Here is a 14,240-nt window from a genome sequence, read left to right on the forward strand (position 1 = left end):
ACATCCACGCTCCACGGGCCGGTTTTCGGGCCAGCCTAAGCGGCCAAGCCCAACTTATCACCCACGACATCATCCCAACGCCGCACGATCGCGGTCTGAATGCTGTCGCGGGTGATCTTGATCCACTGGCAATGACCGCCTACGCCAGCCATAGCGGGGCCGTGGCCGGCATTCTGCCCATGGACGCCACGCTGGGCCTCCATGATCGCGATGCCCGCTGACAGCACGTCTGTGGTCGGCTCCATCGCCTCTAGTTTCGCGCCAAGCTCGGCATCGTATGGCGCGATGGCGATCGGCCCTAGTTCATGCAGAACCCATGGCTCGACGTTCGTGTCGTGGCTGGACAGGACATAGGCCGCAGGCTGATTTCCCAGCCAGCCGGCGATGAACAGGTCAAAGTCGGCGCCGATCTGACAGATGCCAAGCGTATCGGCTTCGCGCACGGAGACATCGCGAGCCAGGGCCACGATGCCGTCGACCATCTCTTCAAAGGTCTCGAACCGTCGCCCGATCTCTGGCGCCAGCATGTCCATGAGCAGGGTCGGCCCGCGCACGCTGGCCGCGGCACGAAGATGGGGCAGCAGGTGCCCCTTGCTGGAAACCGCGCCGAGCGTGCCGTCTCCAAGGTAATGGGCGCCATCACAGAACATATGGATGGCGTCGGGCTCGGTGATGATGTTGACGGCGCTCATGCGCGTACTACTCCGTAAATGGATCCAATGGGGCCGCCCCCGACGAGCGCGGCCTGCAGGGCAGCGCGGGCAAGCTGCTTCACAAGGGACTTCAGGACATCGGTCGCCTTGCCGCCATCGATGATGAGGTCGCCGAGCGAGTCGGTGATGGCATCGCCGAAGAACTTCTGCGCTTCCTGCGCGTCCTCCAGAGCCTTCTTGACCTCTTCGACCTTCACCTTAGCGTTGGCGTAACCGGTCGCAGACTGCTCGATCTTCTGGCGCATCTCCTCGGTGACGGTCAGGTTGGCTTTCTTGGCTGCCGTTTCGAGATCAAGGGCGGCCTTGGCCTTCTCCTGCTCGAAACGGGACTTGCCGACCATCTCGGCCTCAAGCTGAGCGGCGCGAGTCCGCTTCTCGACCGCGATCAGCTCCTTTTCATAGGCGTCCAGCTTTTCCTTGGACGAACCGGACCCGCCCGCGCCGTCCTTGGCGCCCGGAACCTTGAAGTCGTTGAGCGAGATGGTCTTGGTCGGCTCCTTCGGGCGCGTCGGGGGCAACGGCGCCGTCTGGAGCTTGTTGGCGAAGTCGATCTCGGTTGCGCGGAAGCCCGCCAGAGCTTTGCGGTTTTCTTCTGCGGCCTTCGCGTTCGCCGCGGCACGCTGAGTGGCAACGGTGTCAGTCTCGACGCCGCCAGGCATCATCCCGTAGGCCTGATCGCGCTTGGCGCGCTTCTCGGCCTTGTAGTCCAAGCCCTGCTGGCGAAGAACCGCACCGTTCTTCTCATAAAGCTCCGTGACCTTGGTCAGGAGCGCCTGGACGCCCTGCACAGCCGACGTAGCAGCCGAGCCGATGCCCGCCATGCTGCCGGCGACGCCATCTAGGCCTTTCACCAGCGCCGGAGTCAGCCCTACGGCTTCGTCGAACTTGCCGACGGCCAGGGTGAACTCGTTGCGGAGTCGCTGCGTCGCCTGATCGGTCGTGGTGACCGCGCCGGCGAGCTTGTCCTGCAACACCTGTGCGCCAGCCAAGCCGGCACGATAGAACGCCTCGGACGATACCTTGCCGTCCTTGACCAAGGTGGTGAGCTTGGCGACGTCGCCGCCAGCCTCTTTCATCCCGGCCGCAACAGCCTGAAGGAGCGGGTAAGCTCCCTCAAGCATGCTATTATATTCTTCCGAAGCCACCTTGCCGTTGGACAGCGCCTGGCCGAGCTGCAGGAGTGCACCCGATGCCTCACTCGCCGAGGTGCCGCCGACGCGGAGCGCCTGCGAAACGAGGTCTGTGAAGCCAAGCAGTTCCTGGCTCGACGTGTTGAGCGTGGTCTGCGCCTGGCTGACGCGCCCGTACAGGCTGGCCAGCGCCTCCAGCGGCACGGCATTGGCCTGCGCCGACTTCGTCAGGGCGTCCATCACACCGCCGCGCTGCGCCTCCGAGACGCCCGCGACGGTCAGGGTGTTGATGATCTTCTTGTATTCGTCCGCGGTCTTGCGCAGCTCGTTGAAGGACAGCCCGGCACTGATCGCCGCTACTGCGGTCGCGCCGGCCTTGGTGAATGCGCCCGTGATCTTGGTCGCGGCGCCCGACATGTCGCTTTCCATCTTCCGCGCAGCCTTGCGCGTAGATCGGACCATGTTGTCGTTAGCGCCTTCAACGACCCTCTCAACTTTGTCGAAGTCTTTCTTGAGGCGGCCAACTTCCGCCTCAAGTTGAACGACCACGCGGGCCATGTCTTTGTTTGCCATTGATTATCCTAAGACGAGCGAACCGGGCTCGTAATTGTCAAAGATTGAGCCGGCTTCCACCGCAGCATCGGCGCGACCGATACTCATTGCAGCAGCGATTGCACCGTCTACTTTTCGAGATCGGTCGCGTCCCTTCTGGAAACGCTGGTTCCCCATATCGTCGGCACGCAGATGAGCGTTGGCGAAATGGTTGCGCAGGATTGGGTGGCCGCCATGGATCAGCCTGCCCTCTAGGATCAGTCGCTCGGTTGCCTTGATCGCCGGACCCATGTGGCCGAATGACTGGCCGTGTTCGAAGATCGGAAGGCCATCGTCTTCGAGCCGGCGGCGAACACCATGTGCGCCAAACCGATCGATCGCGATTTCGCGGACGTCGTATAGCTCGTCCAACTCACGGATTTTGGCCTCGACGTATTCGAGGTCCACCGAACGACCGGGGGTGGTGAACAGGTGCTCATCATCGCGCCATTGCAGCCACGGCTGGCCATCCTGCTCTTGACGGGCTAGGAGCGTGTCTTCCGGCGCGTAGATGAACGGCACGATGATGACCGTGCCGTCTGGACGCGGGAATGCAGCGACTACGGCCGCCAAATCCTCGGTGAAGCCGAGGTCGACGCCGACGAAGGCCGGCTCGCCGGCAAGGGCCTCCATGTCGATAGGCTGGTCACCCTCGTCATACACGGCCATGTCGAGCCACGGGGACTCGTTCTGCTCGAGCCACACGCCAAGGTGCAGACGCCGGAACACGTCGCGCTGCGTGGGGCGGTGCTCAGCTTCGTTCGCGTAGGACCGTAGCTTCTCGATCGGCGGGAAGTCTGGCAGGCCGGGGTTTACCTCGCGCCAGATATCCTCATCACGCCAGTCGTCATCCGCCCCGGCCTCGAAAAGGATAGGGAGGAAGTCCGGCTGAATATCGGGATTCTCTGCAACGGCCCGGGCATGGGCATACATCTCGTATGCCGGGGTATCCCGGCCCGCTCCTGCCGTCGTGGCTATGAACAGCAGCGAACTGCGGGTCTTATTATGGCCCGTCCGGATTGCGTCCAGCAGGTCGCCGGTGCGGAATTCATGCAGCTCGTCAATGAACGTAAAGGCGGGAGTCAGGCCGTGGGCATTGCTCGCATCGGCAGACATAGCCTCATAGGTGATGTCTAGTTTGCCGTAGCGAGCCTGCTTGAGGGTGTCCCTGATCTTGATGGCTTTCTTCAACCGCGGTGTGTTGCGGATGATGCCCGCAAGCTCGGCGTGACAGAGGGCGGCCTGGTAGCGTGAATTTGCTGCGCTGTAGGTTCGCGAACCGGGGATGCGCTCCGGTCCAACTAAGTGAAGCGCGGCGAGTCCCCCAGCCAAAGCGGTTTTCCGGGCACCTCGACCAACCATAAGGAAGACGGTGCTGTATTGCCGGGAGCCGTCCGGCTTGGTCGTGCCGTAAACCTTGCGGACTATTCTTTCGTGGAAGGGTAGGAGTTCGAAATTGCCGGATAGGCTCTTGGGGTGCCGCATCCACGTCATGAAATCGACGGCTCGCTGCCCCTTGCCATGCGGGTCTGGTAGCGGCGAGCCGTCAGATATCCACACCGGGCGGCGCGTCATCGTCGTCACTGGTGAATCCTGATACCTTGTTGCGACTGGCCGGAGAAATTCCGAACTCGGTCGCGAGGCGTGCCTGCAGGGCAATCGCCTCCTTTTGAATGGTGGTCGCCGGGTTGCGCTTCAGTTCGCCGGATGCGCCGACGATGAGCAGCCCATGCTGCGCAATCAGCGCCTGAGCCTCGTCGATGCGGGCGGTGGCGGAGCAGTAGGACTTGAACAGCGGCAGCTCATGCGCGGCGATCTTCTCAGCCCGCACCAGCGCCCCAAGCTCGGCCCGCCATACCTTCTGCGCCAGCGGAGACAAGTCCTTCGGCGCCGGCGGCACCTTCTTGAGCGCGCCGGCTGTGGTGGTGACCGCAGCCTTGCGCCCCTTCACGATTGCACCGCAACGAGGTTCAGGTTCATGCCCCACTCGTCCGGGTTGGCGATGGCCTTGATGTCGAAGATGCGCGCCGGGTTGCGGGCATCCACGGCACGCCATGCGGTCGTAATCGTGCGCGTCCTAGCCGAGCTGCGGATCGTGATCGTGTACGGCTGCGTGCCCTGCAGACGAGCCGCCTGGACGGTCTCCGATCCGATGCCGGGGCGCAGTCGCGCAGGCTCGGTGAAGACGGTCTCGAATGGCCCTGACGTCACATTTCCGAATCCGTCGTCCACCTCAGTTCTTGTCTGGAAATGGAGTTTTTCTCTCATTCGGATAATCCTGCTTCCTTAATCGCAGCCCGCACGGCGCGACGGGCGCGAAGCCGGAAGCGCTTCTTGTTGAGCCGGTACGAGACAAAGAAATATGGTTTCGCGGCCATTTTCCGGGTGCCCCATTCGACGAAGCCGGCATGCGGTGCTGTGGCCTCAACGCGATAGCCGTTCTCGATCTTGGCCGAGCCGATGCTGGCCTCAAGCTCGCCGTCGTCGCGAGGCGCCAGCGATTTCGCCGTCGCCACCATTTCGGTAGCGTTCTTGGCAATGGCCTTGTCGATCTTGTCGCTGACGAGACCCGACGCATTCCGGAAGGCCCGCGCCAAGCCCTTCACGCCCTTGAGCTTGATGCTAACCGACATAGGGCACGCGGTAGGCGGCAATCACGTCGTCGAGGCCGAATGGAACCTCCTGCACAGCGCCGGTGGGAGTGGCAGCGGCAGAACGATTCTCATACCAGTAAAAGACCATGGTCAGGATGGCTTGGACGATCGGCGCCGGGGGCTCCGCATAGCCCGCTGTAAAGATGACTTCGGCGCTGTGCGCGCCGTATGGCCAGTCTCCGACAGGCACGACGCGGTCACCGACGACACGATAGGTACTTGGATCCATGACGACACCGGAGCCACCGACTGCGATGTACTGAACTGTGTCGACGCTGATCAGAGGCGGGAGCGGAATGCGGATAGCACCACACAGTGGGCCGTCTATCTCCATGCGCCAGGTCTGCTCGCCGAGGCTGCGGCCAAGCAGGCCATCCGGCCCGTCTAGCTTCTGCGTTGCGGCGTCAATGAGGTGCTGGATGATCGTGTCGTCGTCGTCGTGGGCGACGTGGAGATAGTCCTTGGCGAGGCTCAGCGGAACGATCGGTTCCGGCGCCTCAACCAAAATAAGGCGTCTGGTCATTAGGTGAAATTTCCAATTCGGCAGAAAATTGTCTCGGTAGGGGAGGCGCGGTGCGGGGCTCGGCGAAGGAACCTCGCGACTCCCCCCTGGCCTTGGCGAACCAGTCGGCCACGCGCGCCGTCATGCGTTCACGGTGCCCGATGCGGCGATGGTCAGCATTGATGCGCGCCACGCACATGGCTTCGTCGGTCGGCATGACGTGGACCGTGCCGCCTAGCTGGCGTTGCCACCATTGCTGCTCGGCCGGCTCGGGTGCGCTGACGATGAACCACGCATGTGGTGCGGATGATGTGGCGAGAGACCGCAACATGGCATTGCGAGCCTCAAGGGCCGGCCCTGTCCATCGTGCCTCTGCGCTATAGATGGCGCAGCCAGCAAGCTCGGCCTTGATCTCGTCGAGGTCTATGACGATGTCATGCGGACCAGCACGCTCACGCACCCACGTACTCTTGCCTGAGCCAGGCGCACCACACACGATGGTCAAGGGTATAGCGCTAGGCTGTAGGCCAGCAGGCCAGGTGCGTGCCCGCGCTTCAGCGGACATCTTGAACGACTGATCGCGGGCAGTGCGCTGTGAGTGGTGGTGCTTGCAGAAGCCCCTGAGGTTGGACCAGTGCAGCCTGAGGTCGGGCCGGCTGGCTACCGATTGAATATGATCCACCTCGGTAGCAGCAGCAGTGCAGCCGTCGTGGCTGCAGTTGGGATGCGCAGCAAGATACTGGCGGCGAACAGCGCGCCAATCGGCGTCATAGCCACGCTCACCGGACTTCGGCCTTGCGGCGTCTAGGGCGGCTTTCCGCTTCCGCTCTGCCGTCTTCCTGCATTCGCACGTCTGGCCAGCCGGTACTGCCCTGCGGCAGCTAGAGCAGATGCGCGCCCTAGCCATCTATGGCCGCAGTGAAGGTGATGGCGGCGTGATTGGTCTCGCCGTCGGGATCACGCATCACGCGCGTCATGGCGTGTTGGATCTCGACGGACGCGCCGGTGATGGCGAGTTCCTGCCGATGCAGACAGGAGCGCACCGCAGCGGCGATGTTGCTGACCTCGGCACGGCTATAGGCGACGCCATCGCCCCATGACCAAGCATCGACCTGAAACGTCAACTCGACGAGGTCCATGCAGTCGTCGCTGTCTTCGGTCAGACCGTCATGCGGGCCAAGCGAGATGTAGGGAGAGGCTACCGCGGGCTCGCCATTCTCATGGGGCGGGCGGTCGTAAATCTTCGTGCCGACAAGCGCCGCAACGGCAGTGTCAGCCTTCAACAGCGCGACGATGCGCTGGAGGACTTCGAGTTCCATATTTTCAGAATCCTGAAAGAATGGCCGATCGCAGCGTCCTGCATGCGATCGGCCTTGCCCGTTGCCTAACGCGGCTGGGCGATGAGTCCTTGGCCGGGGAAAAGGTGACCGGATGGTGCTCGCGACCGCGACGGGATTGACCGGAAAAGAACTATCGGCGCCCCGGATCTCGTCTTCGCGCTATCGGGCAGGCCGCTACGTGCCCTCATGTCTTGGCGCCTAATGGGGTTAGACCGGCGCCTTAGCCGGGTGACCGAGCACTGCAACAGCGCCGGCCGCGATCGACGTTCCGCCAGCCTTGGTCAGGCTGACGCGGATGTACCGCTTGCGCTTCGATCCGATATAGCCAACGCGATAGGCGCTGTTGGCCTCGAGAGTGGCAGGGAACGCTCCGAGTTGATCAGCAGCGGCGACGTCCGTGTAGCCCGAGCCGCTGGCGTCCGATTCCTGCAGCTTCGCGCCGAAGTCACCGGCAGAAGCAATCGCGCCAGTATTGAGCGTGATGAGGGCGGAGTCGAAGCCGATCAGGTCGATAGCAGCACCGTCAACGGCAGCGGCCTGAACGGCAGGAGCAAGAGCCTGGACGGCCTTGTTGGTGTGGTAGGTATCTTTCAACGTGGAAATCCTTGAATAAGAAGGGCCGCCCCGAAGGACGGCCCGGAAACTGAATTGCTCGCGTGATGCAGTTACGCAGTCGCGACCTTCATGAACTTGATGGCGTTGAAGTCACCGGCACCACCGCCGACACGCTTGTAGGTGTCGAAGATCACACGGCCCTTCTGCGTCAGCTCATCGCGATTGATGCGAACGCCCTGACGGTCGACGATGACGTAACCCTGGCGGAAGTCACCGAAGGCGATCGGATGGGCATTGGCGCCGATGTCCGGCATGCCTTCATCGATCTCAACCGGATAGCCGAGCAGCGGGTGCTCAACGCCTTCGATCAGGTTGCCGGTCGGAGCCCAGAGAGCGCGGCCATTGCCGTCAACGATCGTGCGCAGGCGAACGGCCGTGTTGCTGTTCATCAGGAACTTGGCGCCGGATTTGTAGGGCTTGCGCAGCGCGGCGACGAGCTTGATCAGGGCAGTCGTCAGGTTGGCATCGGTCGGCGCGGAAGCATGGCCAGCCGGCACGTAGCCATAGGAACCCCAAGCGCGAACGAAGTCCTTCTCAGGCGCGGTCGGATAGGTCAGCAGGCCCTTCGGCGAGTTGTCGATGCCGTCGCCGTCAAGGAACGCTTCGCCCTCGGTCTCCGCAAAGTCGTGCGTCGCGTTGTTGATGAGCCAGGCGGCGATATCGACCGCGGCGTCATCGAGGACGTGCCGGGTGGCAGCTGGAGCGGCGTACATCTCGGCAACGCCATAGCTGTGCTTGATCAGCTCCGGGCGGGCCGTGTCCTGCGGACGGTCGCCGCGCTCGGTAACCCACTGCGCACCGCGCTTGCCCTTCGAATAGAAGCGCTCGTACTTGTCGGTGCTGATGGTCACCACCTCAGCCAGGCCGCGCATCGGCGAGATGTCGGTGACCAGTTCGCGGATCGTGGTGTCAACCTGCGGGAGGACGAACCAGCCGCCGTCCGGACCGTTGTCGGAAGCCGCAGCACGCATCTCGGTATCGTCACCGGAGCGGGCGAACGTGGCCAGCGCACGCATCTCGACGTCGGCGGTCTGCTCGGTGCGGCCGGTGCCGCCACGCTGGTCGCGGACTTCAAGCTCGTCAATGCGAGACTGCAGTTCAGCGACGCGGGTCTCGAGTTCGGCGGTATTGGTATCGTTGGTCGGCATAGAATCCTCTAAGGAACGAATTGAAGTAATCTTGGCGCGAGGAGACGCGCCGGCATAGACGACGGAGAACTCAACAAGCTCTGCGTCTTCGATCAGGTATTCACCCTTGGCGTTTCGGTCCCACTTGACCGGATAGAAACCGATCGAGAGGGAGTTGATGCCTTCGCGAATGAGGGTATGGGCATCGCGGGCTCGCGCGATATCTAGGATCAGGCGGCCCTCTACTTTCAGGCCGTAGCTGTCTTCGACAAGCGACGTCGCAACGCCGATGACCTCGCGCGGGTCATGAGCCCAGAGGATCGCGAGAGCGTCGCCACGGGTGGCGCGCTCGGACAGGGTGCGAGTGAACGCGCCCGGGAGGACCCGCTCGTTATAGGATGGGACGAGGTCGTTGAAGACGGCGGCGTACCCGCTGAAGGTGCCTGCCTCGGCGTCGACTACGGCCCGGGCCAGCGGTGCGGCAACGTGCCGACGCTGGATCTCAGTCGCGACGAGGTCAGTCATCCGCCGGCTCCTCGCGCTCATCGAAATGAGCAGCCTCTGCCGGAATTCCAGTCAGGGCCGCAGCGATGATGCCTTGTGCCAGGATCGCGTAACGTGCCGGGGGCTTGTCGGCGAAGACCTTACCGACCCAAGTCGAAGGCCCCTTCGCAAACATCGGCGTGCGGATGCGAAAGACGTCCATCTCGTCCTTGGGCTGCTTGATGCCCAGACCGGAAGGAGCCGCCAACTCGACGACCTGCATGACCTCGGCTGTGCGAGCGACGCCTTCCATGATCTTCCGCCAGCGGACCTGAAGCGGCTCGCCAAGGAAGGACTCGATGTAGGGAATCCGGTCGCGGTCGAGCTTGAAGGTAAGGTCGCGTCCACCAAAATGGGCGGTAACGCGGTCAATCTTGTCTGTCATTCTGTTCCTGTGCTGGGGTTGATGGCTGATCGGCGGGCGCTTGGCCCGCCTGCAACAGAAGCTCATCGCCGCCATCGATCGGCGGAAGGTTGTCGAGCTTGCGCGTTTCGTTCGGCGTCATCCACGAGCCGCCGGTAGCCTGGCGATACGCAGTGTATCGGGCGGCTAGGTTGGCCTTGGCGATGGCGTCAATCTTGAATTCAACGAAGTACTGACCGCGCTCAGACTCCTTGAGGAGCACGCGCTCGTAAGCGTTTTGCCAAGCGTCGAGCCAAGGCGTCAGCGCGAAGTCTAGGAAGACCTGCGTTAACTCTTCGACGTTCCTCCAGACACCGCGATCAAGGTTGCCGTTCAGCGTCTCCGGAACCTTGAAAGTCCGGTTGATTTCACTGGCGGCGTGCTTCCTCAGTTGAAGGAAGTCGCTTTCGACCATGGAGAAGCTGACGGCCTTCCAGTCCATGGTGTCATCGATGAGGGCGGTGCGCCCGGCCTGCCCGCCGGAGTGAGCTTCGTCCCATGACTCCTTGATTTCCTTCCGGCGTTCGGGCGGCGTTTTTGCCGGCACCTTCAGGATGGCCGAGGGCCTGGCACCCGCTCCGAAGACGCGGCCCTGATAGCGCTGCATGGCGAGGTCGACGCTGATCGCATCGCGGGCCATGTCCAGCAGCTTCAGGGGTTTGTCGGGAAGCGAGCCGGGGGTCTGAACGTGGAGCACGTCACGCCAGCCGAGTACGATCGGTGCGCCGGTCTTCTGGGCGATATGGTACTCGGGCTCGAGCCTGTCCGTGATCTTCACAGTGACGCCGGACGGGTCCAGCCGATGGATTTCTTTAGGGGCACCACGGGCACGCAGAACGCGGCCGAAGGCCTCGCCGTGCAGCAGAGCATCCACCATCATGCGAGTGCGCTGCTCGCCGGATCCGGTCCACGGATTGGGGCGGGACAGCACCGCTGCGCCAGCATGATCGGCACGGTCGCGGGAGCCGTCCTCGTCCTTCTTGTAGACGTGGCACGGCAGCGTCCCAACGATTTCCGATAGCAGCCTGACGCAGCCTAGCACCGTGGGGCTGTGGAGCGCCGTAGCGGCGTTTACGGGAATGCCTGCGGGGGTAGGTGCGGAGATCAGGGATTCTGGAAGGTCGGCAGCGGTAAGGGCGCGTTTCTGGAATGGCCAGCGCCAATTCATTCTGGGTGTCCAATACGATTGAGAATATCAGCAGCGATCGATCCGATGGGGACGACCAGGGTTGAGCGCACGATGGGCTCAGGCACTTCCTTGGCGACATAGGGTCCGCCAGAGTCGCGGACGGGCGTCGGCGTCAGGATCAGCAAAGCGTCGGCTTCGGGCGGCTCTTGCAGATGGTCGAACGCGATGCCGAGTGCGTCGAGCCAGGAACGACCTGCCCGTTCGATCTCGTATGCGACTGCGAGCACTGTGATATCGCGAGCGCTGAAGACGCGACGGCTGTTGCGGCGCTCACTGAACAGCACGTCGCAATCGCGCATCCTATGAATGCGGACGTCGAGCGTGCCCGGGTTGATGGCGGCCAGTTCGGCCGCCTGGGCGCGCGAGTATACGCGCACCGACCAGTTAACTGGCGGCATGGAAGGTTCCTGATGGAAGGTCTGAGATGAAAAAAGGCGAGCGGCAGGCTGGAGAAGGAAGCAGCCTGCCGCTCAAGCCCCATCGCGCCCGCCATCCCGGCGGATGCACGATGTCTCGAAAATGTTTAGGCAAATAAAAAAGAGGGCGCGACGCCAAACAAGATCGGCGCACACGCCCTCAGTCTACTCAGAGGGGGAAAAAGCCTCTTATAGATAACCCGCATGAGTGTGCATTGGATTTGAATTCTATGCGGCGAGTGCTTTCCTATTATCATTCGCCGGGAGCTTCAGCGCCAATTCGGCCAAAGCTTCGCGGAAAAGCTTCTCACCTTGATAGACTGCGCTCGCCGGTCTTGCGCCATGTTGAAGGCCGATCTCTGAGATCGTTCCGCCTGCCGCGGCGATTTCCAGAACGGTGACGACACGAGCCGGGATTTCGTCACGGATGTCGTCGCGATCCAACCCGCCGGGTGCATAGGGCGTCGGCTCATGGCCTTCAATATGCGATGGGGCGCGGTTGCCGTCGTCCCTGCCCATAGTAACGCCGCCGAACTCGGCACCCGGCGCGATGAAGGTCTTGCCGCGGACGGCGTGCCTCTTGGCGCGATGCCGGGCAATCTCGAAGGGAACGCTGCCGTCGACTCCTTGCTCCACAAGCCAGGCGCGTACCATGGCCTTCAGGGGCGTAGTCTCGCAATACGTGCCGCCGCCGTAATACATCGGACGGTGAAGCGTCGTAGCGCCCGACGTGGCGGCGGGCATGGCAAGGTAGCGCTCGATAGCGGAAGGGCTTCGTGCCGGCTTCGCTGCCCCCTTGCTACGGGTCGCCTTCTCGCGTGGCTCGCGCGTCTTCCCGTTCGCGTCACCGTAGTGCGTCAACAGCCCTTCCGACCAGCGTGACCGGCCGGGGGTAAGGTTGAATCGTGTCGTGCCGCAGCGGGCGATGATCGGGTCGCTGGGGTGCTTGCGCTCGTCCAGCGTCGTCGGCGCAGTCGCATTCATCTCGCCGTCTGTGCCGGGCAGTCGCGTCGCGCGCATCAGTTCGTTGGGCCGCGGGCGGATCTCCTGCGTGCTGTCGATATCCATTGCCTCGCCGTAATCCGGTTCAGCCAGGTTGTCGTTGGCGGGGCGCGTCATCTCGGCGTAACGAGTCAGCGCCCATGCGGCCGCGTGTTCGCCCTGGTCGATCAGCCACTTGACCAGCCGTGGGGCGGCCGGCTTGTGGCGGCGCGGCTTGAAGTCGATCGGTGGCGCGCCGGGGTTGAGCATTTTCTGCGTGATCATAGCATTTCCCATCTGAGTTAGTTGGCGGCGCGTTCGGCGCTCTCTTTTGATTTGAAGACGTTCTCCCGAAAAATCGGAAAAATGGCGCCCTCGTCCTCGTCGATGACGAGAAACTGCGTCATGCCGTTGAAGTAACCGACGCCGATCACCTCGACGGGATTGCCCGCAGACCCGAACGCGGCGAAGGATTTAATAGGGATGACTTCCCGCGGCGCGTCATCGTCATGAGCCGCGCCAAGGCCACCGCGCGAGTCCAGCATTACCTCGACGATGTCTTCGACCTCGCCCCGGTTCATGCGGCGACCCCCGAATACGTCACCGTGTCGGATACGGTGACGAGCAGGCGGACACCCGGTTGGACGTCTTCGCCCGTGGCCTCGCCCAGCGTTCGGTGGGAATCGCGACCCGCCCGTTCTTCGGCAGCGTTCCTAGAGCAGACATGCAGCACGTGCCGGTACTCGCGTCCGTTGTCGTCCCGCAACTTCAGCTCCGCACTCGACTCGTAGGACATCCAGTTCGCGTCAACGAACTCCACCACCTCAAGCCGGTGCTCGCCTTTAGGCAGGTCCGTCTCACCGCCCCGAATGACGGCGGGCTGGTTGTCGTTGCTGGCGGGCTTGTCGGGACGGGGGGCGACCTGCCTGTCAGCCTCGTCGTACTTCTCAAGGGCGAGCCACTTTTCCAGCGGCATGCGCTTCCGGCCCGGCTGCGCCGAAGCGGCCCAAGATGCGGCGCGGTCAGCGATATGGTCGACGTCCGGATTGACGATGGTTGCCCATGCCTCGCGAGATGCGGCCTTTGAGCCCAGCTTGCCGTAGGCATTCCAGATGCGCTCAAACCCGGCGCGCGCGGTGGGCGCAAGCCCATCCGCCGCAGCGTCGCCGGATACATCATTACTATTACCTGTTCCCGGTTCTATAACCGGGTCCAGTAATAGAGTCTTGGGACCATTAGAGCGGGACAGTTCGTGCTCAACCGTCCCATTAGAGCGGGACACTACTGTCCCATTAGAGCGGGACAGTTCGGTGCTGGAATCAACCGTACCGCCACTATGGGACGGTTCGGGGAATTTCCCCTGACCGGCCAGTTCCAGCACGTTGAGCACCGGCATGAACCGGCTCGCGCCCTTGCCTTTGCCACGACCCTTGTGAGTGCGGACCACCCACCCGGTGTCGAGCAAGGCAGACACTGCGCGCTGGACCACGGAATGCGAGAGAACCGCTACGCCCTCAGGTGCGCGGGCACGCATGACCTTGGAGACGTGCCGCATCGACAGCAGGGCGTCGCCATGACCGTCGTGATACCAGCCGATGAGGAAGCGATAGACGACGCGGGCATTCTCATACAGCCGATCATCGAGGTCGATGAGCTGCGCCATCCGGAACTGGGCAACCGGCCCGGGGAAAGCATCGACCTTGTGCGTCCAGTAGGCGCGGGTCTCTGCGGTCTTCTCAGCGGAGAGCGATGTCACGGGCGCACTGCCTCTCGAATTCGATGGTGGCGGCTTCGGCGAGCTTGCGGGCGACCGGGCCGGTGAAAAACGCAGACGGCTCGCCGAACGCGCGGGATGGTTGAATGCGATAGGAGCCGTCCGGCTTCCGGCGAAGCTGGACGTTGTTGAGCGTCACGTCGGGCGTGACCTGAACGGTGAAGGACGCGACAGTTACAGTCGCCCCTGGCCCGCCGTAGTCGACGGGCCTCATGTTGGTGATCTGCATCAGATCCTCATGGTTGTGGAAGCCGCGTCCGGA

The 14,240-nt window shown here is 63.0% G+C and carries 18 protein-coding genes; all 18 read right to left on the bottom strand.

Translation table 11 applies throughout. The features are described from left to right. Nucleotides 1-35 precede the first annotated feature (35 nt). The gene (locus ACODTJ_RS23025) at nucleotides 36-692 is read right to left on the bottom strand and encodes a hypothetical protein (RefSeq protein ID WP_488850167.1); all 657 of its coding nucleotides are present in this window, start codon (nucleotides 690-692) and stop codon (nucleotides 36-38) included. After that, on the bottom strand, nucleotides 689-2,401 hold the full coding sequence (locus ACODTJ_RS23030) for a tape measure protein (protein WP_488850169.1): 1,713 nt from the start codon (nucleotides 2,399-2,401) through the stop codon (nucleotides 689-691). The genes ACODTJ_RS23025 and ACODTJ_RS23030 overlap by 4 nt, the downstream gene beginning before the upstream one ends. 18 nt (nucleotides 2,402-2,419) lie before the next feature. Then, nucleotides 2,420-4,009 carry a terminase large subunit gene (locus ACODTJ_RS23035; protein WP_488850237.1) on the bottom strand — a complete coding sequence of 530 codons (1,590 nt, stop codon included), beginning with the start codon at nucleotides 4,007-4,009 and terminating at the stop codon, nucleotides 2,420-2,422. Then, nucleotides 3,981-4,385, bottom strand: a complete 405-nt coding sequence (locus ACODTJ_RS23040) for a phage terminase small subunit P27 family (RefSeq protein WP_488850171.1) — start codon at nucleotides 4,383-4,385, stop codon at nucleotides 3,981-3,983. The genes ACODTJ_RS23035 and ACODTJ_RS23040 overlap by 29 nt, the downstream gene beginning before the upstream one ends. Next, nucleotides 4,382-4,702 (bottom strand): head-tail adaptor protein, encoded by a 321-nt coding sequence (locus ACODTJ_RS23045; protein ID WP_488850173.1) that lies wholly within the window; start codon nucleotides 4,700-4,702, stop codon nucleotides 4,382-4,384. The genes ACODTJ_RS23040 and ACODTJ_RS23045 overlap by 4 nt, the downstream gene beginning before the upstream one ends. Next, nucleotides 4,699-5,067 (bottom strand): HK97-gp10 family putative phage morphogenesis protein, encoded by a 369-nt coding sequence (locus ACODTJ_RS23050; RefSeq protein ID WP_488850175.1) that lies wholly within the window; start codon nucleotides 5,065-5,067, stop codon nucleotides 4,699-4,701. The genes ACODTJ_RS23045 and ACODTJ_RS23050 overlap by 4 nt, the downstream gene beginning before the upstream one ends. Then, nucleotides 5,057-5,611, bottom strand: coding sequence for a head-tail connector protein (locus ACODTJ_RS23055; RefSeq protein WP_488850177.1), 555 nt, complete (start codon nucleotides 5,609-5,611; stop codon nucleotides 5,057-5,059). Before ACODTJ_RS23055 ends, ACODTJ_RS23050 begins: the two co-directional genes overlap by 11 nt. After that, entirely contained in the window at nucleotides 5,586-6,497 is a 912-nt protein-coding gene (locus ACODTJ_RS23060; protein ID WP_488850179.1) for an AAA family ATPase, read from the bottom strand. The genes ACODTJ_RS23055 and ACODTJ_RS23060 overlap by 26 nt, the downstream gene beginning before the upstream one ends. Further along, a complete protein-coding gene (locus ACODTJ_RS23065; protein ID WP_488850181.1) occupies nucleotides 6,490-6,909 on the bottom strand; it encodes a DUF3168 domain-containing protein in 420 nt (139 codons plus the stop codon). The genes ACODTJ_RS23060 and ACODTJ_RS23065 overlap by 8 nt, the downstream gene beginning before the upstream one ends. Nucleotides 6,910-7,137: 228 nt before the next feature. Next, nucleotides 7,138-7,524: a hypothetical protein gene (locus ACODTJ_RS23070; RefSeq protein ID WP_488850183.1), complete on the bottom strand. Its 387-nt coding sequence runs from the start codon at nucleotides 7,522-7,524 to the stop codon at nucleotides 7,138-7,140. Between the two features lie 71 nt (nucleotides 7,525-7,595). Beyond that, nucleotides 7,596-9,197: a phage major capsid protein gene (locus ACODTJ_RS23075; RefSeq protein WP_488850185.1), complete on the bottom strand. Its 1,602-nt coding sequence runs from the start codon at nucleotides 9,195-9,197 to the stop codon at nucleotides 7,596-7,598. After that, on the bottom strand, nucleotides 9,190-9,600 hold the full coding sequence (locus tag ACODTJ_RS23080; protein WP_488850187.1) for a hypothetical protein: 411 nt from the start codon (nucleotides 9,598-9,600) through the stop codon (nucleotides 9,190-9,192). Before ACODTJ_RS23080 ends, ACODTJ_RS23075 begins: the two co-directional genes overlap by 8 nt. Continuing rightward, nucleotides 9,584-10,786 carry a phage portal protein gene (locus ACODTJ_RS23085; protein ID WP_488850189.1) on the bottom strand — a complete coding sequence of 401 codons (1,203 nt, stop codon included), beginning with the start codon at nucleotides 10,784-10,786 and terminating at the stop codon, nucleotides 9,584-9,586. The genes ACODTJ_RS23080 and ACODTJ_RS23085 overlap by 17 nt, the downstream gene beginning before the upstream one ends. Then, nucleotides 10,783-11,205, bottom strand: coding sequence for a hypothetical protein (locus tag ACODTJ_RS23090; protein ID WP_488850191.1), 423 nt, complete (start codon nucleotides 11,203-11,205; stop codon nucleotides 10,783-10,785). The genes ACODTJ_RS23085 and ACODTJ_RS23090 overlap by 4 nt, the downstream gene beginning before the upstream one ends. A 246-nt stretch (nucleotides 11,206-11,451) precedes the next feature. Then, the gene (locus tag ACODTJ_RS23095) at nucleotides 11,452-12,489 is read right to left on the bottom strand and encodes a hypothetical protein (protein ID WP_488850193.1); all 1,038 of its coding nucleotides are present in this window, start codon (nucleotides 12,487-12,489) and stop codon (nucleotides 11,452-11,454) included. A gap of 17 nt (nucleotides 12,490-12,506) precedes the next feature. After that, the gene (locus ACODTJ_RS23100) at nucleotides 12,507-12,785 is read right to left on the bottom strand and encodes a hypothetical protein (protein WP_488850195.1); all 279 of its coding nucleotides are present in this window, start codon (nucleotides 12,783-12,785) and stop codon (nucleotides 12,507-12,509) included. Then, entirely contained in the window at nucleotides 12,782-13,960 is a 1,179-nt protein-coding gene (locus tag ACODTJ_RS23105) for a hypothetical protein (RefSeq protein ID WP_488850197.1), read from the bottom strand. The genes ACODTJ_RS23100 and ACODTJ_RS23105 overlap by 4 nt, the downstream gene beginning before the upstream one ends. Next, entirely contained in the window at nucleotides 13,941-14,207 is a 267-nt protein-coding gene (locus ACODTJ_RS23110) for a hypothetical protein (RefSeq protein WP_488850199.1), read from the bottom strand. The genes ACODTJ_RS23105 and ACODTJ_RS23110 overlap by 20 nt, the downstream gene beginning before the upstream one ends. Nucleotides 14,208-14,240: the final 33 nt, after the last annotated feature.

Source organism: Allobosea sp. FG18 (genome assembly GCF_057809495.1).